16 protein-coding genes are annotated in these 18,533 nt (G+C 61.4%); 12 read left to right on the forward strand and 4 right to left on the reverse strand.

What is annotated here, in order from left to right; all coding sequences use genetic code 11:
• The first annotated feature begins 6 nt into the window (after positions 1 to 6).
• The 6 genes from ABDX87_RS07580 (at position 7) to ABDX87_RS07605 (ending at position 6,404) form a co-directional block, all read left to right on the forward strand.
• Complete coding sequence (locus ABDX87_RS07580; protein ID WP_346832318.1) at positions 7 to 1,899, forward strand: sensor histidine kinase; 1,893 nt, start codon at positions 7 to 9, stop codon at positions 1,897 to 1,899.
• A 178-nt stretch (positions 1,900 to 2,077) separates the two neighbouring features.
• Positions 2,078 to 3,355 (forward strand): sigma-54-dependent transcriptional regulator, encoded by a 1,278-nt coding sequence (locus ABDX87_RS07585; protein ID WP_431061242.1) that lies wholly within the window; start codon positions 2,078 to 2,080, stop codon positions 3,353 to 3,355.
• A 183-nt stretch (positions 3,356 to 3,538) separates the two neighbouring features.
• Complete coding sequence (locus ABDX87_RS07590) at positions 3,539 to 4,459, forward strand: arginase (protein ID WP_346833454.1); 921 nt, start codon at positions 3,539 to 3,541, stop codon at positions 4,457 to 4,459.
• Complete coding sequence (locus tag ABDX87_RS07595) at positions 4,456 to 4,830, forward strand: transporter (RefSeq protein ID WP_346832320.1); 375 nt, start codon at positions 4,456 to 4,458, stop codon at positions 4,828 to 4,830. The genes ABDX87_RS07590 and ABDX87_RS07595 overlap by 4 nt, the downstream gene beginning before the upstream one ends.
• Before the next feature lie 7 nt (positions 4,831 to 4,837).
• Positions 4,838 to 5,998 (forward strand): peptidogalycan biosysnthesis protein, encoded by a 1,161-nt coding sequence (locus tag ABDX87_RS07600; protein ID WP_346832321.1) that lies wholly within the window; start codon positions 4,838 to 4,840, stop codon positions 5,996 to 5,998.
• Positions 5,991 to 6,404 (forward strand): transporter, encoded by a 414-nt coding sequence (locus ABDX87_RS07605; RefSeq protein WP_346832322.1) that lies wholly within the window; start codon positions 5,991 to 5,993, stop codon positions 6,402 to 6,404. The genes ABDX87_RS07600 and ABDX87_RS07605 overlap by 8 nt, the downstream gene beginning before the upstream one ends.
• A gap of 257 nt (positions 6,405 to 6,661) precedes the next feature.
• On the opposite strand, the gene ABDX87_RS07610 is transcribed toward ABDX87_RS07605, so the two are convergent.
• Together ABDX87_RS07610 and ABDX87_RS07615 are read right to left on the reverse strand one after the other, a co-directional pair.
• A complete protein-coding gene (locus ABDX87_RS07610) occupies positions 6,662 to 7,528 on the reverse strand; it encodes a fatty acid desaturase family protein (protein WP_346832323.1) in 867 nt (288 codons plus the stop codon).
• Between the two features lie 65 nt (positions 7,529 to 7,593).
• Positions 7,594 to 8,379 (reverse strand): MipA/OmpV family protein, encoded by a 786-nt coding sequence (locus ABDX87_RS07615; protein WP_346832324.1) that lies wholly within the window; start codon positions 8,377 to 8,379, stop codon positions 7,594 to 7,596.
• A 251-nt stretch (positions 8,380 to 8,630) separates the two neighbouring features.
• Here ABDX87_RS07615 and ABDX87_RS07620 point away from each other — a divergent pair, with 251 nt between their 5' ends.
• Genes ABDX87_RS07620 through ABDX87_RS07645 form a run of 6 tightly spaced genes read left to right on the forward strand, consistent with a single transcriptional unit; the run spans position 8,631 to position 15,927 of the window.
• Positions 8,631 to 9,329, forward strand: a complete 699-nt coding sequence (locus ABDX87_RS07620; protein WP_346832325.1) for an MtnX-like HAD-IB family phosphatase — start codon at positions 8,631 to 8,633, stop codon at positions 9,327 to 9,329.
• On the forward strand, positions 9,322 to 10,716 hold the full coding sequence (locus ABDX87_RS07625; protein ID WP_346832326.1) for an aspartate aminotransferase family protein: 1,395 nt from the start codon (positions 9,322 to 9,324) through the stop codon (positions 10,714 to 10,716). Before ABDX87_RS07620 ends, ABDX87_RS07625 begins: the two co-directional genes overlap by 8 nt.
• A complete protein-coding gene (locus ABDX87_RS07630; RefSeq protein ID WP_346832327.1) occupies positions 10,713 to 11,636 on the forward strand; it encodes an alpha/beta hydrolase in 924 nt (307 codons plus the stop codon). Before ABDX87_RS07625 ends, ABDX87_RS07630 begins: the two co-directional genes overlap by 4 nt.
• Before the next feature lie 3 nt (positions 11,637 to 11,639).
• The gene (locus tag ABDX87_RS07635; RefSeq protein WP_346832328.1) at positions 11,640 to 12,767 is read left to right on the forward strand and encodes a GNAT family N-acetyltransferase; all 1,128 of its coding nucleotides are present in this window, start codon (positions 11,640 to 11,642) and stop codon (positions 12,765 to 12,767) included.
• A complete protein-coding gene (locus ABDX87_RS07640; protein WP_346832330.1) occupies positions 12,764 to 14,533 on the forward strand; it encodes a sensor histidine kinase in 1,770 nt (589 codons plus the stop codon). Before ABDX87_RS07635 ends, ABDX87_RS07640 begins: the two co-directional genes overlap by 4 nt.
• Entirely contained in the window at positions 14,530 to 15,927 is a 1,398-nt protein-coding gene (locus tag ABDX87_RS07645; RefSeq protein ID WP_346832331.1) for a sigma-54-dependent transcriptional regulator, read from the forward strand. Before ABDX87_RS07640 ends, ABDX87_RS07645 begins: the two co-directional genes overlap by 4 nt.
• Before the next feature lie 67 nt (positions 15,928 to 15,994).
• Here the strand turns inward: ABDX87_RS07645 and ABDX87_RS07650 are convergent, their stop codons facing one another.
• A complete protein-coding gene (locus tag ABDX87_RS07650) occupies positions 15,995 to 16,924 on the reverse strand; it encodes a PfkB family carbohydrate kinase (RefSeq protein ID WP_346832332.1) in 930 nt (309 codons plus the stop codon).
• Positions 16,914 to 18,383 (reverse strand): purine-cytosine permease family protein, encoded by a 1,470-nt coding sequence (locus ABDX87_RS07655; RefSeq protein WP_346832333.1) that lies wholly within the window; start codon positions 18,381 to 18,383, stop codon positions 16,914 to 16,916. The genes ABDX87_RS07650 and ABDX87_RS07655 overlap by 11 nt, the downstream gene beginning before the upstream one ends.
• Between the last annotated feature and the right edge of the window lie 150 nt (positions 18,384 to 18,533).

Below are 18,533 nucleotides of genomic sequence, written 5' to 3' on the forward strand. Positions count from 1 at the left end.
ACTGTGATGAAATGCGATCCCCCTCTTAGCGCGCCGCCATCACTTGCCGTGAAACCCCGCCTGATCCGCCATCTGTTCCTGCCGCCACTGGTCATCCTGCTGATGATCGCGCTGGGTTATGTCACCTATCTGTACAGCGAAAAGAACGGCATCAAGGCACTGGGCGAGAACGGTGAGCGTCAGCTCGAGCTGCACGCCCGCACCGTCGAAAGCGAAATCAACAAATACAACTACCTGCCCAGCGTGCTGGAGCTCGAATCCAATGTCTCTGATCTGCTCAACGACCCGTCGCCGGAGTTGAGAAGCAAGGTCAACGACTACCTCGAAGGCCTGAATCGTCGCAGCCGTAGCCGCGCCATCTATGTGCTCGACACCACGGGCCGCGTGCTGGCCACCAGTAACTGGCGTGACGCCGACAGTTATCTGGGTGAAGACCTGTCCTTCCGCGCGTATTACCAGGACGCGATTCGCGGTCTGCCCGGTCGCTTCTACGGCATCGGCAGCACCACCGGTGAACCCGGTTATTACCTGGCCCACGGGCTGGAGGAGAAAGGCAAGATCATCGGCGTGGCGGTGATCAAAGTACGCCTGGAAGCCCTCGAAGAACGCTGGCAGCGTGCGCGCCTGGAGGCGTTCGTCAGTGACGAGAACGGCATCATCATTCTGTCCAGCGACCCGGCCAGACGCCTGAAATCGGTCCGTCCGTTGACCGCAGAGGTCAAGGAACGCCTGGCGCGCAGCCTGCAATATTACTGGTGGCCGCTGAACGAGTTGGTGCCCCTTGAGCGGGAGTTGATCGCCGACGGCGTCGAGAAGCTGACCTTTCCCGCCAACAGCAGCGTCGACCATGAACACACCGTAGTGAGCTATCTGGCACAGACCCGCGACCTCGCGGACACGCCGTGGCACCTGACCTTGCTCACGCCGCTGGAAGACTTGCGTCGCGAAGCGGCCAACCAAGGCATGCTGGTGGCCGTTGCCTGCGCGCTGGTGGCGTTCCTGCTGATCGCCTGGAACGAGCGCCGCAAGGTGATTTCCACCCGCCTCGCCGCGCGGGAGGCCCTCGAGCAAGCCAACAACGAACTGGAGCGTCGGATTACCGAACGCACCGCCGATCTGCGCGCCAGCAACGAGCGCCTCAAGGGCCAGATTCGTGAACGACGTCAGGCCGAGGAAACCCTGCGTCAGGCGCAAGACGAACTGGTTCAGGCCGGCAAGCTGGCCGCCATCGGACAGATGTCCACCAGCATCGCCCATGAACTCAACCAGCCGCTGGCGGCGTTGCGCACGCTGTCGGGCAACACCGTACGCTTCATCGAGCGCGGCGCGCTGGACACCGCCAGCACCAACCTGCGAACCATCAACGATCTGGTCGACCGTATGGGCCGAATCACCGCCAGCCTGAGGGCGTTTGCCCGACGCGGCGAAGACAAAGGTCAGGCGTCGTTGGGCAAGGCCGTGGAAGCGGCCTTGCAGTTGTTGGCCGGACGCCTGGAAGCCAGCGCTCTGGATCTGCATCAGCAGATCGATGATGTCGAACTGGCAATCGATCAAACCCGCCTTGAACAGATTCTGGTGAACCTGATCGGCAACGCGCTGGACGCCATGCAGGCGCAACCGCTGCCCGTGCTGTGGCTCGAAGGTGACCTGTTCGAAGGCCGGTATCGCTTGCGGGTTCGCGACAACGGACATGGCATCGACGCCGAAGCACGCAAGCATCTGTTCGAACCGTTTTTTACCACCAAACCTGGCGAGCAGGGTCTGGGATTGGGACTGACCCTGTCGGCCAGTCTCGCCGCTGCCGCGGGTGGCAGCCTCAATGCTGAAGACCCGGCCGAAGGCGGCACGATGTTCGTGCTGATTTTGCCGCTGGTGAACAGCGGGGCTCCGATCATATGAATCACATCCCGGAAAGTCGCCGACCGGGCCATTTTTTCGCGGATGAATCCGCTCCCACAGAGGGTCGCATTCTTCCTGTGGGAGCGAATTCATTCGCGATGAAGGCAACGCTGATGGATTGGATTTGCACATGAACACTGAATTGACCGTCCTCATCGTCGAAGACGATCCTCATGTCCTGCTTGGCTGCCAACAGGCGCTCGCGCTGGAGGACATTCACAGTCAGGGCGTCGGCAGCGCCGAAGAGGCGTTGGCGCTGGTCGGCGACGATTTTGCCGGTATCGTCATCAGTGATATCCGTCTGCCTGGCATCGACGGCCTTGAACTGCTCAAACGCCTGAAGGAACGCGACCGCACACTGCCAGTGGTGCTGATCACCGGCCATGGCGACGTGTCGATGGCCGTCGGCGCGATGCGCGATGGCGCGTACGACTTCATGGAAAAGCCCTTCTCTCCCGAACGCCTGGTGGACGTTGCCCGCCGTGCGCTGGAACAGCGCGGACTGGCGCGGGAAGTCTGGTCACTGCGTCGGCAACTGGCCGAGCGCGACTCGCTCGAAGGCAAGATCATCGGCCGTTCGGCGGCGATGCAGAACCTGCGCGCGTTGATCGCCAACGTCGCCGACACCTCGGCGAACGTGCTGATCGAAGGTGAAACCGGGACCGGCAAAGAGCTGGTTGCCCGCTGCCTGCATGATTTCAGTCGGCGTCACGCCAGTCAGTTCGTCGCCCTGAACTGCGGCGGCCTGCCGGAAAACCTGTTCGAGAGTGAAATATTCGGTCATGAAGCCAACGCCTTTACGGGCGCGGGCAAGCGTCGTATCGGCAAGATCGAGCACGCCCACAACGGCACGCTATTCCTCGATGAGGTCGAAAGCATGCCGATCAATCTGCAGATCAAGCTGCTGCGGGTCTTGCAGGAGCGCACGCTGGAACGGCTGGGTTCCAATCAGAGCGTGGCCGTCGATTGCCGGGTCATCGCGGCCACCAAATCCGACCTCAATGAACTGAGCCAGGCCAGTCAGTTCCGCAGCGACCTGTATTACCGCCTTAACGTGGTGACCCTGGAATTGCCGCCGTTGCGTGAACGTCGCGAGGACATCCTGCAACTGTTCGAGCATTTCCTACAGTTGTCCTCACTGCGTTTCGACCGTGAACCGCCACAGCTCGACCCGCAGACAATGTCGGCTCTGATGAGCCACGACTGGCCCGGCAACGTCCGCGAACTGCGCAATGTCGCCGAGCGTTACGCGCTGGGCCTTCCAGCCTTCAAGAAGTCAGGGCTGACGGCGGCCAGCCAGAGCCTTGGCTTTTCCGAGGCCGTCGAAGCCTTCGAGAAGAACCTGCTCACTGAAGCTTTGCAGCGCAGCGGCGGCAATCTCAGTCAGGCGAGCCAGGAATTGGGGATGGCCAAGACCACGCTGTTCGATAAGGTGAAGAAGTACGGGTTGGGTTGAACGCAGACCTCTGCAGGTGCGTTTTGCGTGAGTCACGCCTGGATACCACCTGCACGTCGCTTCATTCAGGCCGCGTTCAGACCGTTGGCCCACCCTTTGCAATCCTCCTGAAAGCCCCGCCCGGCCAGCGTTCATGCCCATGAACCCGGTGTCTGGAGCGGCCTTTCACGAGTGAACACAACGTTGAACATTCTCGATCTCGATCACAGCTTGACGCAGCAGGCCCCGATCAAGGAGCGTCTGCAAGACGGCCGCGCAATGCGTCTGGACCTTCTTGAACTGGGGCCTTCACTGCGACTCTGGTCCACGGAACGCAATTACAAACGGTTTGCCGGACACTTGAGCCAACGCGCCAGGCCGCTGGCTGACCGTCCGGAAATCTTTTTCGTCGGCTCCGGCGACTACCACCACCTTACCCCTGCGTTGCTCGCCGATCTTGAAGAACCGGTGAGCCTGATCCATTTCGACAATCACCCCGACTGGGTGCATTTCGCGCCGAAGCGGCATTGCGGCTCATGGGTCAACCGAGCGCTGAAGCTGCCGAACGTCCGGCGCATCGTCACGCTGGGGCCCTGCAGCGACGATCTGCAAACGCCGCAATTGAAGGGCGGAAACCTCAGCGCATTGAAGCGCGGCACCCTGCAGCTGTTTCCCTGGCGCCATCCACCTTCCAGGGTCTGGGGCCATGTGGGCGACGGGCCAGGCCATCAACAGGCGGAGGGTCACCTGCACTGGCATAACCTGGTCGAGGTCGACTGGCCGATTTTCCTTGAACAACTGCTGGCGAGCCTGCCCACCCAAGCGGTGTGGATCACCATCGACAAAGACGTGCTTGCGGACGAAGACGCCGCCACCAATTGGGACCAGGGCGGTATGCGCCTGCATCATTTGCTCTCCGCCGTGCGCGCGCTGGCGACCGGCAAGCGTGTGCTGGGCATCGATGTGTGCGGCGAGTTCGCCCCCCCTGCCTTCAGCAACCCGTTTAAACGCTGGGAAGCCAGGTCCGATCAACCACCGGCCGAGCGATGGAGCGAACACGATCTGCAGCGTAATGCGCGGACCAATGCTGCGCTGATCGCGTTGTTCGAGGAGCTGTTTCCATGACGCCGACTGTTGTACTGCTGACAGCGCTGTCGATTCTGCTCGATGTGATTGGACAACTGGCGTTCAAGCTCGGCCTGGACCAGCTTCCTGAACACGAGGACGGGTTTCGGCTGGGTCATTTCTGGCGGCAGATCGCCGGCGCGCCGTTGTTGTGGTGCGGAGTGAGCGCCTACGTGATCGAGTTCATCACCTGGTTGTTCGTACTGTCGCTGGCACCGCTGAGCCTGGTCTTTCCCGCCGCCAGCCTGAGCTATGTCGGGGTGGTGCTGGGCGGAAGGCTGGTGCTGGGGGAAACCGTCAGCCGCCGTCGCTGGCTCGGCACCCTGGTCATCACCACCGGCGTCATGCTGGTTTGCGCCACGGGCGCGTGAGGATTTCATGACACAACTGCAAGCGGTTACCGCGCACCTGTCCCCGGCCAGCCTGACCGACGCCCCCGCGCTGAACGTCGAGGTCAGTCACAGCATCCATCGCATCAGTCGCACTGACTGGGCTCAACTGCAAAGCGATGAGCTGGAAGGCTATGACTATTACGCCGCCATTGAGGAAGCCGAACTACCAGGTATTGAACCTCGTTATTTCATGGTTCGCCACGGCCAGCGTCTGATTGCCGTCGCACCGGCCTATTGCCAGAGGTTCAAGCTCAATCAGGTGCTTGAGGGCCTGCCCCGCCGTCTGTTCGGAAGGTATTCAGCACCGATACTGGCGATCGGCTCCCCTGTCACCGAGGCGTGCTCCATCGCCTGCGCGCCAGACTGGCTGCCGCGCACACCCGAGCTGATCAATGCGCTGGTCGCCCAGTTACACCGCCAATGCCGCCTGGAAGGTGCTTGGCTTTACCTGTTCAAGGACGTCGCCGAAGAACAGACGAGCGTGCGCAGTGCGCTGGAGCACCTGAGGTTCAACCGCATCAGCGGTATGCCTCGCACACGACTGCCGCTGCCTTATCCAGATCTGGCCGGGTATCTCGCCCGTCTTGGCCGCGCCACGCGCAAAGGGCTCAGGCGCAAGCTCAATACCCCATCCGATTTGCGTATCGAAGCGCGTCACCATCAGGTCGATGACGTCATTGAACGCATGCTTGAACTGTACGCCGACACGGTGGCGCGCAGTGGTGAAGAGATCGAGCCGCTGAACGCCGGGTACTTCAAGGCCGTGTTGGCCAAACTCGGCGAGCGCGCCACGTGTTACCTGTTCTGGTCGGGGAAAACCCTGATCGGCTTCAACCTGCTGCTAGGCAACGGAACACGGCAAATCGACAAGGTCTTCGCCTCCGACGGGTCGGCTGCGTGTGAACACAATCTGTACCACCGCACATGGCTGGCCCATGTAGACCGATGCATTACCGCCGGCATTCCGGCCTTCGAAGCCAGTCAGGCCGCGTACGCTGAAAAGCTGCGATTGGGCTGTGGGCTGCTGGCAAACGACCACTACTTCCATCATCGCAACGCGCTGGTGACTCGCGCGCTGGGCTGGCTCGTGCGCAAGGCGGGGCTGGATCAGGCGACGGTTGTCGCAAAGGAGTCGGAACATGAGTGATCAGACGTTGAGCACAAAACCGGCGTGGCGCTGGCTGGAAAGCCGTGCCGCGACCATCGGCCTGTGGACCTTGCTGATCGGTACCGAGAGCGCCGCACAGCTAGCGCTGAAGGTCGGCGGCGACGGGTTGGCGACCGTGCCGTTCGGCGTCGAGTGGCTTCTCGCGGCGCTGAGCAATATCGCGGTGCTGACGGCGGGGGGCTGTTACATCGGCTCGTTCCTGAGCTGGATGTTGATCCTGCGGCGTAGCAGCCTGTCGCTGGCGTTTCCATTGAGTTCGCTGGTGTTTGTGGTGGTGCTGCTGGGCTCATGGCTAGGCCTGGGCGAGCACATCAGCGCCCTGCACTGGTTGGGGGTGTGGGTGATCATTGGCGGGATAGGGTTGCTGGCGGAGGGTGAAGCATGAAACGGCAGCTCAGGGTTTCAACGCGAAATCCGGGAGCCGCTCCTACCACTCTGGTGTCCGCCGCACATCCCGGTTGACGCTGAACCCTGTAGGAGCGTGGCTTGTCCCGCGATCTGGCGGGAACCGCCAGTAGAGCCACTCAACCGCGTTGAATCTGACATACAGCATTTGCCGGATTTGCGACGGGTTCCCCGCCGATCGCGGGACAAGCCACGCTCCTACAGGTTTGGGCTAAAACCGGAAACATGAGGACACGTTCAAGACCTCGAATGATCCAGCAAAAACCCCAACCCGTGCGACACGGGAATCTCCTTCACCCCCATCATGCGTTGCTGCTCCTTGATCTCCTTGTGGAACGCCTTGACCTTGGTCCAGTGCATCTTGGGCCGATAGTGATGTTCGGCGTGGTAGCCGTTGTTCATCCAGATGAGGTTGTAGAGCTTGCTATAGGAGCTGACGCCCCAGGCAATGGGCAGGTCGGGGTTGCCGCCAAGATGTTCGTAATAGCCGTTCAACGATGACAGCGATTGCCCCAAATACCAGAACGGCACCAGCAGCAGGACCGCGTGCCAGTCGTAGAACGCCAGCGCGATGTAGGCTGCCATCGTCATGTAGATTTCCACCTTCGCCCAACGCGCATCGTCAGGGTGTTTGCGCTTCATTTCTTCGTAGTAGCTCTTGGGCTCGTCACGAAAAGCGCTGAGGAACACGTAGCGCCACAGGGCTTCAGGCTCGCCATTGTGGCCATAGCGATAAATCGACAGCGGGTCGACCGTTTCGCCCTTTTCATTGGGCCGGTCGGAGTTGCCGCGATGGTGGCGGTTGTGGATGTCGCGGTACATGGTTTGCGAGAAGCCGATGGTCACCGACAGCAGCAGATCGAACGCCCGGTTCATGCCTTTGTGAGTGAAATAGGGGTTGTGAATCTGGTTGTGCGAGATGCTGTTGATGCTCCACGACAGGCTCACGGCATACAGCAGCGCCAAGGGCACGATGGCCCACCACGACAGACTGTGAAACGCCGTGACCAGCCAGAGCACGAATGCGAAATGCGCCAGCGCCATGGCAATCGGGACGACGTCCCAGAGTGAGTACGCGAGCCAGCGATAGACGGGACGAGCCATGAAGAACTTCCTCGAAACAGAGACGTGTTCTTCAGGTCATTGCAAGGGCCAGACCAATCCGGGGATCACTTGAAATGGTAAGCCACCGCGACGTCCAGTTCGCCTTGATTCACGCGGCCTTGCTGACGAACGATGCTGCTGTCGGCTGCTGACCCGACCAGGTGAATCCAGCTGGCGCTTGTGATCAGCGACCAGTTCGGCGCCAACGGGAAGGCCACGCTCTGGGTGAGGGTCAGGTTCTGGAAGCCGCCGCTCGCGTTGTAGGCGCGTATGCCGGAAGCCTGTGATTCGGGGCCGCTCACGCCATAAAAGGTCTGTGCCTGTTCGGCATTGGCGTAATGCGCAGCCAGGGTCGTGCCGCCGAAGATGCCTCTGCCCAGCGGGTAGTCCAGTTCACCTCCGACCCGCCCCAACACGCCGCCCTGGCCATTGCTGCCGCCGAACGTGCGGCCCACCTCGGCGAACACACGCCAGACGTCCGAGGGGCTGTATTCGACGAAACCGCCAACCTCGCCCATGTCCGACACGTCATGCAGGCCATGCAGCGCGCCATTGGCCGTGCGGCCCTGAACGTAGTTGACGAAGGGCCCGGCGCTCCAGCCGCTGGCTTTGATCGCATCCCAGGACAACCCCTCGTCCGAGCTCAGGTTGACCCGCCCCCATGACAGATCGAGATAGGGCACGGGCCGGGTTTCATAGCGGCTCCCGGTCGGGTCATCCGGCTGGTAGGCAACCCCGGCGCCGACATCACCGGTCAGGGAATCCGCGTGACACAAAGGGCTGAACCAGGCGGCGCAAAGCAGCCCGGCGACGCACAGGTTGCGCTTGAAAGAACACGGCAGAACGGTCATGGCAGCGATCTCGGGGCGGCGAACATGCGCGCATCAATCCCCAGACCTGACCGCCAGCGCAAGCACTGATCTTGTTTGTAGCGAGCTACAAAAATTGTAGCTTCGTGAGTCTCTGATGCCCCCGATCTCGTATCAAAGCCCATCGCAATCAGGCTTCCAGCGCCTTGGCACAGTCCCTGCTCCTGCCCTGTCACGAGACCCCGGCGCCCCGCTCGCCCGGCTCATTCCTAGGACAAGACAGGCAACCACAGATGATGCAATGGCATATCGTGTGCGACTTCGACGGGACGATCACCCCGACCGACGTCATCGACAACATTCTGGAGCGCTTCGCCGACCCAAGCTGGGCAGATATCGAAGACGCGTGGATCAGTGGCCGGATCGGTTCGCGCGAGTGCCTCAGCCTTCAGCTGTCGCTGGTCAAGGCGTACCCGGCGCAACTGCTGGACTATTTCGACAGCGTCGAGATCGACCCCCACTTTCCGGCGTTCGTCGAGCAAGCGCTTGGGCTGGGTGCGACGATGGCTATCGTCAGCGACGGGCTGGAGCAAGGCATCGCGCGGATTCTTTCCCGGCACAGGCTTCCCCTTCTCCCGATCATTGCCAACGGCCTGCGTCAGGTTGACCGGGATCGCTGGCGCATCGTGTTCCCTTACGCCAGCGATGCCTGCCGCGCGGCCTCCGGCAACTGCAAGTGCCGATCCACGCCTGACAACAAGCGCGTGCTGGTGATCGGTGACGGCAAGTCCGACATGTGCGTGGCCGAAACGGCTGACTTCGTGTTCGCCAAAGGACGCCTCGCCGAGCATTGCGAACGCAACGGCATCCCCTTCGCCCGCTTCGACTCCTTCGCCGAATTACCCGCGCTGCTGGCCTTGCTGCCTCACAGCCTGCCATCGCCAACCGTACGCCTCCCTCTTGAACAGCAGGAACTCTTTCACCATGTCTGACATTCGCATCGCAACCCCCGAAGACCAGGTCCTCCTGGAGAAAGAAGCCCGATACTGCTCGTATGGCGACACCGTCCATTACATCGACCCGCCACGTATCTTCAGCCGCTGCGAAGGCTCCTACGTCTACGACACCAGTGATCAGGCTTACCTTGACCTGCAAATGTGGTACTCGGCGGTCAACTTCGGCTACGCCAATCCGCGTTTGAATAACGCGCTCAAGCAACAGATCGACACGCTGCCGCAGATCGCCAGCCAGTACCTGCACAAAGGCAAGATCGAGCTGTCGGAACACATCGCGGTGGACGCCAAGAAGAAATTCGGTCTGGACGGTCGCGTGCATTTCAACGTCGGCGGCTCGCAGTCCATCGAGGACTCGCTGAAAGTGGTGCGCAACGCGAGCAACGGAAAGAGCCTGATGTTTGCCTTCGAAGGCGGCTATCACGGGCGTACGCTGGGCGCCTCCTCGATCACCTCCAGCTACCGCTATCGTCGTCGTTACGGTCATTTCGGCGAGCGCGCGCAGTTCATCCCGTTCCCGTACCACTTCCGCGGCCCCAAAGGCATGACCAAAGAGGAATACGGCAGCCACTGCGTTCAGCAATTCGCCCGCCTGTTCGAAACCGAATACAACGGTGTCTGGGACCCGAAAGTCGGCCAGAGCGAATACGCAGCGTTCTACGTCGAGCCGATTCAAGGCACCGGCGGTTACGTGATCCCGCCCATGAACTTCTATTCCGAGCTCAAGCATGTCCTCGACCAGCACGGCATCCTGATGGTGGTCGATGAGATCCAGATGGGTTTCTATCGCACCGGCAAGCTGTGGTCGATCGAGCATTTCGACGTCAAACCGGACGTGATCGTGTTCGGCAAGGCCCTCACCAACGGGCTTAACCCATTGGGCGGGATCTGGGCCCGAGAAGAGTTGATCAACCCGAAAATCTTCCCACCAGGCTCCACCCATTCTACTTTCGCCTCCAATCCATTGGGCACGGCGGTGGGTCTGGAAATGTTCAAGATGACCTCGGAAATCGACTACGGCGCGATGGTCATGAACAAGGGCAAGTATTTCCTTGAAGGGCTGCGCGACTTGCAGAAGCGTTACCCGATCATCGGCGACGTCGACGGTCTGGGTTTGGCCCTGCGCGCTGAAATTTGCGGGCCGGACGGCTTCACGCCAGACAAGGCGACGCTGGACTTCATGGTCGAGGAAGGCATGAAGGGCGACATCGAAATCGATGGCAGACGCCTGGGCCTGGTGCTCGATGTCGGCGGTTACTACAAGAACGTGATCACGCTGGCCCCCTCGCTGGAGATCAGTTATCCCGAGATCGATCTGGGTATCGCCCTGCTCGACCGCCTGCTGCACCGGGCCATGAAACGATGAACACGGCGCCGTCGCAAACCGCGATCGACATGGGCGAAGGCGACGCCGGTTTCATCCTGGGCGATGGCGCAGTGGGTGTGTTGTTGATCCACGGCCTGACGGGCACCCCGACGGAACTGCGTCGGGTCGCCCAAGGCCTGGCAGACAGAGGCTGCACGGTGTACGTGCCGACGCTGGCCGGCCACTGTGGCGACAACGACGACCTGCAGCGCACCCGCTGGAGCGACTGGTACGAAAGTGCCCGTCGCACCTTTGTCGGGATTCGCCAGCGACACAGTCAGGTGTTCGTTGGCGGGCTGTCGATGGGGGCGGTCATGTCGATGCACATGGCCGCACAACACCCGGGGGAAATTGCCGGGCTTTTGCTGTACTCGACGACCTTGCGCTACGACGGCTGGAACATGCCGTTCGTGGCCAAGTTCACGCACCTCTACATGATGGTGCCGTTTGGCGTACACGTTTGTCGCTTCAACGAAAAGCCGCCCTATGGCATCAAGAATCCACGCCTGCGGGCGATCGTCGAAAAGCAGATGAAAGACGGCGAAAGTAACAACGCCGGGCTGCTGACCATGTCCGGCATCAGCGTGCGCGAGTTGCACCGCCTGATCGCCGTCGTCAAACGTGGCATGCCGCAGGTGACGACACCTGCGCTGGTGCTGCACTCACTTGAAGATGACATCACTAGCCGCTGGAACGCCGATTACGTCGAACGGCGTCTGGGAGCGCCGGTGGTCAAGGTCCTGCTGGACAACTGCTATCACATGATCACGGTCGATCTGGAATACCGTCAGGTCATTGCCCTGAGCGCTTCATTCATTGAAACCCGTGTGCGGGCAAGCCTGGGGATGGGCGACGCATCAAGCGACCGTCAACCTGAGAACAGCCTGACCCATCATGACGACTCCCCCCAACTGGCCTGAATCATGATCACTGCGCACGCCTTTTCCAGCATCCGCTCCATTGATCGTGACGAATGGAACAGCTGCTTTCCCGGTCTGCTCGAGGACTGGGATTTTTATCTCGCCGTCGAGCAAGCGGGCATCGAACGTTTCACCTGGCGCTACCTGGCGGTCTTTGAAGGCCCGACCTTGATGGCGGTCGTTCCCGCTTTCATCACCTGCTACCGCTTGAACACCACGATGCAGGGTATCGGAAAACGCATCACCGACACGCTCAGCCGGCTGTGGCCCGGCGTGCTCGATTTGCCGTTGTACGCCCTGGGCTCGCCCGTCGCCGAACGATGCAGCGCAGGGATCGCGCGCCACGTGCCCGAGGGCAAACGCCAGGACGTGCTCACCCGCTTGCTGCAATTGGCCCGGCGTGATGCCGACGGCCTGGGCATCGGTCTGCTGGCCGTGAAAGATGCGCCCCGCGACGACCGTCTGTGGACCGAGACCTGTCGCGGTGCGGGGCTGCAAGTTATGCCGGGAATGCCCAGCGCCTTGTTGCCTGTGTCGTACGGGTCTCTCGATGCGTATCTGGGTTCATTGGGCAGGTCTACCCGAAAGGATTTGCGACGCACGCTGCGCGGTCCGGGACCGCGTATCGAATGGCGCCGACACATCGATGACCTGCTCCCGGACATCATGCGGCTGTACGAATCGACACTGGCGCGCAGTCATCTACAATTCGAACGGCTCGGCCCCGCTTACTTCACGCGCATTCTGGAACAGCTCGGCGAGCGGGCGGTGTGCGTGCTGTACTGGATCGATGACAGGCTGGTGGCGTTCAACCTGATGCTGCTGGATGATCAACGCATGATCGATAAAATCTTCGCCCACGATCTGGAACGCACCCGTGAGCACAACCTCTATGCACGCAGTTGGCTGGCCAATGTCGAATACTGCATCCACCACGGTATCGCGGTGTACGAAGCGGGCCAGGCAGGCTATGCCAACAAGCTGCGCTTCGGCTGTCGCTTCGAAAACAACCTGCTTTTCTTCCGCCACCGCAACCGGACGCTGAACACCGTGCTCAAACTGGTCAAACTGTTCGTCCGACCGGACCGATCCGACCCCGCGATGGCCGCCGCCATAAGCGAACATCAATGACTGATACCCCAAAGCAGGCGGTGCGGGCGTTTTTTTCTCTTTCGCGCTGGAGCGTGCAGCGCAAACTGGTGCTGGCGTTCTGGCTGGTCAGCGTCATCCCGACCATGATCGCCGCCGAGCTGGCCGCCTCCACCCTGTCGCAGATCTTCGAGAGCAACGTGCGCATCTGGTTGCAGGAGTCGACCAAGATCGTGATTGATGAAACCACCGAAATCATGCACAACAACGCCCGTGTCGCGCAGTTGTTCGAGCGCTATGCACGCCCCAACGCCGACTCGGGCAACAAACGCGACAAGTTGATTACCGACATCGCCGACGCCATGGGCATCGACGTGGTGGCGCTGATCCGCAGCGATGATCACAAGGTCGTCTTCTCCACCGCTGCCGACGACATCGTCAGCCAGATCAGCCTGGCGCCCAAAGCCGTCCTGCAGACCATCCACGAAGGCGGCAATCCCGTGGGCACCGTTGTCTCCACGTTTCATACCCTCCAGGGCGGCGTCGACTATGTGCTGGTGATCGCCACTTACCTGGACAGCAGTTTCCTGACCAGCGTGGCCGATGTGCACTCGCTTGACCTGCGGCTGTACCTGCGCAACCCCAGCGGCTTCGGCGAAGTATTTTCCACCCAGCGCTTCGAAGACCATCCGACCGAAGTGCCCGCACGCATCGAGAACATTCTGCGCGAGACGCGGCAGCCCAGCGAACAGTCGACGTCGCGTTACAGCGGCCTGTACTCGCCGATTGTGAACGACAACGGTGAGCTGCAAGGGGTGATATTCAGCGGCCTGCTGCGTCATTCGACCCTGGTGGGCCTGGTCAACCAGACCAACCTGTTTCTGGCGATTCTGCTGGTCGGTTCCGCGTTGTCGCTGGGCGTCGGCTGGTTGATATCTCAACACCTGACCCGCCCGCTGCGAGGCCTGCGCGAAGGCGTACGTGCGGTGACCGCCGGTGATTACCATCGCCAGGTCGAGGTCATCGGCGGCGATGAACTGGCCGAGCTGAGCGTGACCTTCAACCACATGACCGAACGCTTGCGCGAACTTCAGCATCTGGAAGCTCAGCTGCGCCGGCGCGACCGGTTGCACACGCTGGGCGAAGTGGCGATGGGGCTGGCGCACGAGATCCGCAACCCGCTGGGCATCATCAAGACGGCCACGCAATTGCTGCACCGTCGAGCCAGTCTGCCGGCAGCCGACATGCGTCATCTGGAATACGTCATTTCTGAAGTGACCCGCATCAATGACCTGATCACTGAATTTCTCGACTTCGCCAAACCCAGCGCGCCCATTCGCTCAATCCAGCCAGCCCGGCAGTTGCTTGAGCACGTGCTGGGGTTCTGCGCGCCGGAACTGGAGACCCATCACGTTGAGGCAGTGATCGATGAGCGCGCGCCGGGAGCCACGGTGTACGCCGATGCCAGACAACTGACCCAGGCCTGTCTCAACCTGATCCTCAACGCCATCGATGCCATGCCCTCAGGAGGCCGATTGACACTCTCCATCTCTCGCGGGCAGGCTGACAAAGGACGCGCTGTCACGATGATCAGCGTCAGTGACACGGGTCAGGGTATCGAGCCGGAGATCATAGAACGTATCTTCAACCCCTTCGTCACCACCAAAGCCTCCGGCACAGGGCTGGGCCTGGCCAAGGTGTTTTCGATCATGGAAAACCATGACGGCCGAGTGGAATGTGTGAGCGAATCCGGTGCCGGTGCGACGTTCAATCTGTACCTGCCCGCCGATGAAGGAGAACAGGCATGAGCCACAATGTGCTGGTGGTCGACGACGAGCCCAAGCTCTGCGACCTGCTGGCCTCGGCCTTGGGTCAGAATGACATTCATGTGTTCACCGCCGGCAATGGTCTGCACGCACTTGCCGTGCTCGAACGCGAGGACATCGATCTGGTGATCAGCGACTGGCGCATGCCGGGCATGGACGGTCCGCAGTTGCTGAGTGAAATCAAACAGCGCTTTCCGCAACTGCCCGTGATCGTGATGACCGCCTACAGCACGGTCAAGAATGCGGTGCAGTCGATGCGAAACGGCGCTTACGATTACATCAGCAAACCGTTCGATATCGACGAGCTGGACATGACCGTGCACAAGGCGCTGCAGTTTCGCGACATCCTGCGCGACAACCAGCGACTGCGCGCAGAGCTGAACGAGCATCAACAGATCGAAAGCCTGGTCGGCGACAGCCCGGCGTTTCGGCGGGTCTTGCAGGCGGTGGAGTCGGTGCGTGAAAGCAGCGCGACCATCCTGCTCACCGGCGAAAGTGGCACGGGCAAGGAAATGGTCGCGCGCGCCATTCATCAACACGGCAATCGGGCCGAAAAGCCGTTTGTCGCGGTGAACTGTGCGGCGATTCCGGAGGGTTTGCTGGAAAGCGAGATGTTCGGCCACAAGAAAGGCGCGTTTACGGGTGCCGTTTCCGATCGCGTGGGTCGCTTTCAACAGGCCGACAAGGGCACCTTGTTTCTCGATGAAGTGGGCGACATGCCGTTGGCGTTGCAGGCGAAAATTCTGCGGGCGTTGCAGGAGCGCGTGATCGAGCCGGTGGGTGATACCCGCGAGCGCAAGGTGGACGTCCGCGTGATCGCGGCCACCAACAAAAACCTTCTCGATGCCGTGGCGCGCAAGGAGTTTCGCGAAGACCTGTACTACCGATTGAATGTGTTCCCCATACCGCTGCCCGCCTTGCGCGAACGGGTGGAAGACATTCCAGCGCTGGCGCGGCACTTTGCGCTGACGCTCGGCGCCACAGCCGGCAAACGCATCAACGGTTTCAGCCCGCAGGCCTTGCTCGCCATGACGAACTACAGCTGGCCGGGCAACATTCGCGAGCTGCAAAACTGCGTCGAGCGAGCGACCATCGTCGCGTCCGGCAGCACCATCGAAGAGTCCGATCTACCGGCCTACCTGTTCGGCTCAAGGCCGCTGGAGGGCTCTAGCGCACGCATTCTCAGCGACGGGCCGGGCATTCCCAAAGACCTTGATGCCGCCCTGGCAGAAGTCGAAAAAGCCTACATTCTAGCGGCGCTGCAAGAGACCCACGGCGTTCAGGCGGCGGCGGCACAACTGATCGGCATCTCCGAGCGCAGCCTGTGGTACCGGCTCAAGAAACTGGAGATTCATGTCGACAAGATTGTGCGGTGACGATACTTGGCGATCCCGGCGGGCCTGACACATTGTTCGGCCAGACACTGAATTCGCTCCCACAAATTTAGACCGTGCAGGCCTTGATCAACACATCCACCTCATCAGCCTTCGGCGCGGTCGCCGGACCCCAGCGGGTGACGGCAATCGCCGCCGCCGCGTTGGCGCGCACAGCGGCCTGTTCCGCAGAGAGCCCCGCCGCCAACCCGGCCAGCAATACACCGGCATGGGCATCGCCCGCGCCATTGGTGTCGATGGCCGTGACCGGAAAACCGCCCACGTGTTGCGCCTTGCTTCCCTGACGTAACCAGCAACCTTGCGGGCCGTCGCGCACCACGATCAACGCATCCTCATTCAACCACTTCGCCAATTGCTCCAGCGCATCGGCAATCATCTCGCAGCCGGTGAACCGCAACGCCTCCTCGCAATTGCTGGTCCACAGCGTGATCATCGGCAGCACGGCCTGCATCTCGGCGCTGTCCGGTGAATTCACCAACGGTCCCGGGTCGAACACCACGCCTGCGCCCTTCGGCAATTCAGCCAGCCAGCTCAACAAGGTCGACACTTTGTGCGTGTGCAGCAGGCTGTAACCGCTCACGAACACAAAGTCGTCGGGTTGCACCGTGACACTGTGCAGGTCGTCGCGGGACAAGCCGCCCTCCGCGCCGACGTAGGAAATGAAGGATCGCTCGGCCGACGGTTCGATGAGTGCCACCGACAAGCCGGTGTCCTGATCGTCCGAACCCGGCGTGGCGATTTCAATGCCTTCGGCGGTCATTGCCTGACGTGCCAGGTCGCCGAAGCGACCGTTGCCGTGACGACCAAGATAGACCGTCTGCAAGCCGTTACGACAGGCAGCGGCCATCACATTGAAACCACCGCCGGTCTCGAACGAGGCGGACCGGGCGAGCACATCGCCCCCCGAACGCGGAAGCGCATCGAGCGCCATGACCAGGTCCACCACGACCTGGCCGGTGTACAGCAATCTAGCGGGCATGAGCAGCCTCTTTGGTGACGATGCGACGGTCGCGGGAACCGCCGAGCAACGCGTACAGGCCGCCGGCAACCACGAACGTCACGATCCAGCCCAGACCGTTATGGCCGAACCAGGAATCAGACAGGAAGCCCTTGAACAGCACGTTTTCCGGCGTGGTCGCGACGGTGGTGAAGCTGAAGCCCAGCACGATTGCCAGTGCCCAGGCACCCAGCGCACGCCATTCGACACCGCCGCGATACCAGTAGGCGCTGCGTGGCGACACGTCCATCAGATCCTTGGCCGAATAGTAATGACGATGAATCAGGTCGACCACGAAGATCCCGACCCACGCCGTGATCGGCACCGCCAGCATCGAGATGAAGGTGATGAACGGACCGTAAAAGCTATCGGCGATCAACATGAAGTAGATCGAACCGGCGAAGATCGCCACGATATCGACGATCACCGCGTGAACGCGCTTGATCTTCAGACCCAGGGTCAGCGTGGTCAGGCCCGCCGAGTACACCGACAGGTTGTTCGACAGCAGCAGGCCACCAAATGCAGTGATCAGGTAAGGAACCGCCATCCACGTCGGCAGCAGTTCGCGAATCGCGATGATCGGGTCGGTCGCCGAGGCCAGGTGATCGTTGCCGACCGACAGCAGACCGCCGAGGGTGATCAGCAATACCAGCGGGATGCCCGCGCCGAACGCCGCCGAGGCGACCAGGCGAGTGGCCTTGACGCTGCCGTGCTGATAACGGGACATGTCAGCCCCCGCGTTGGCCCAACCTATACCGGTGCCCGCAGCCATGGTGCCGACGCCGATGATCATCGCGCTCAGCGGCGCTGGCGTGGCGTTGAACACCGCCGCCCAGTCAATGTGCGCGATCAGGAAGCCGCCGACGATCACGTTCAGCGCACCAAAAATGTAGGTGGCCCATTTCTGGATGACCAGCAGCGTGGCGTGCCCTAGACCCGACACGGTCAGGGTCATCAGCACGAAAATCGCGATGAACAGCAGCGTCAGGCCCGGCGAGTTTTTCGCCTCGACCGCCGTGCCGAACAGGATCGAGCACAACGACAGCAGCACGAAGGCCGCCGTGGTGGTGTTCACGGTTTCCCAGCCCAGACGAGACATCAGCGAAACGATGGTAGGACCGATGTTGCCGCGCACCCCGAAGATGGCGCGCGAGAGGGTCAGACTCGGCGCGCGACCGCGACGGCCTGCGATGGAAATCACGCCCACCACGGCGAAAGAGCCCGCGGCGCCGAGGATCGCCACGATGATTGCCTGCCCGATCGACAGGCCGCGAAAGGCCACCAGCGTTGCGCCCAGCGGCAAGCCGAGAATACTGATGTTGGCCGCGAACCAGACCCAGAACAGCTGCAGCGGATGGCCGTTGCATTCGTTTTCCGGAACCGGCTCGATGCCGCGTGTTTCAAGCTGTCCTGCGCCTTGAGCGGCGTTGGATGTCGTCATGGGAAATGCTCCTGTTGCCATTTGTTCTGGTTGTGGGCAGTACGCAACGCAAGTGACATCCGTGTCGCAGGACGCCTTCGGTGTCCGGTCGGGACAGCAAAAGGCTCCAAATCGCCGCTGTGATCAGGGCAATGGGTGTGTCTCTTATTT

This window comes from Pseudomonas abietaniphila, assembly GCF_039697315.1.
In the GTDB taxonomy this organism is placed as follows: domain Bacteria; phylum Pseudomonadota; class Gammaproteobacteria; order Pseudomonadales; family Pseudomonadaceae; genus Aquipseudomonas; species Aquipseudomonas abietaniphila_B.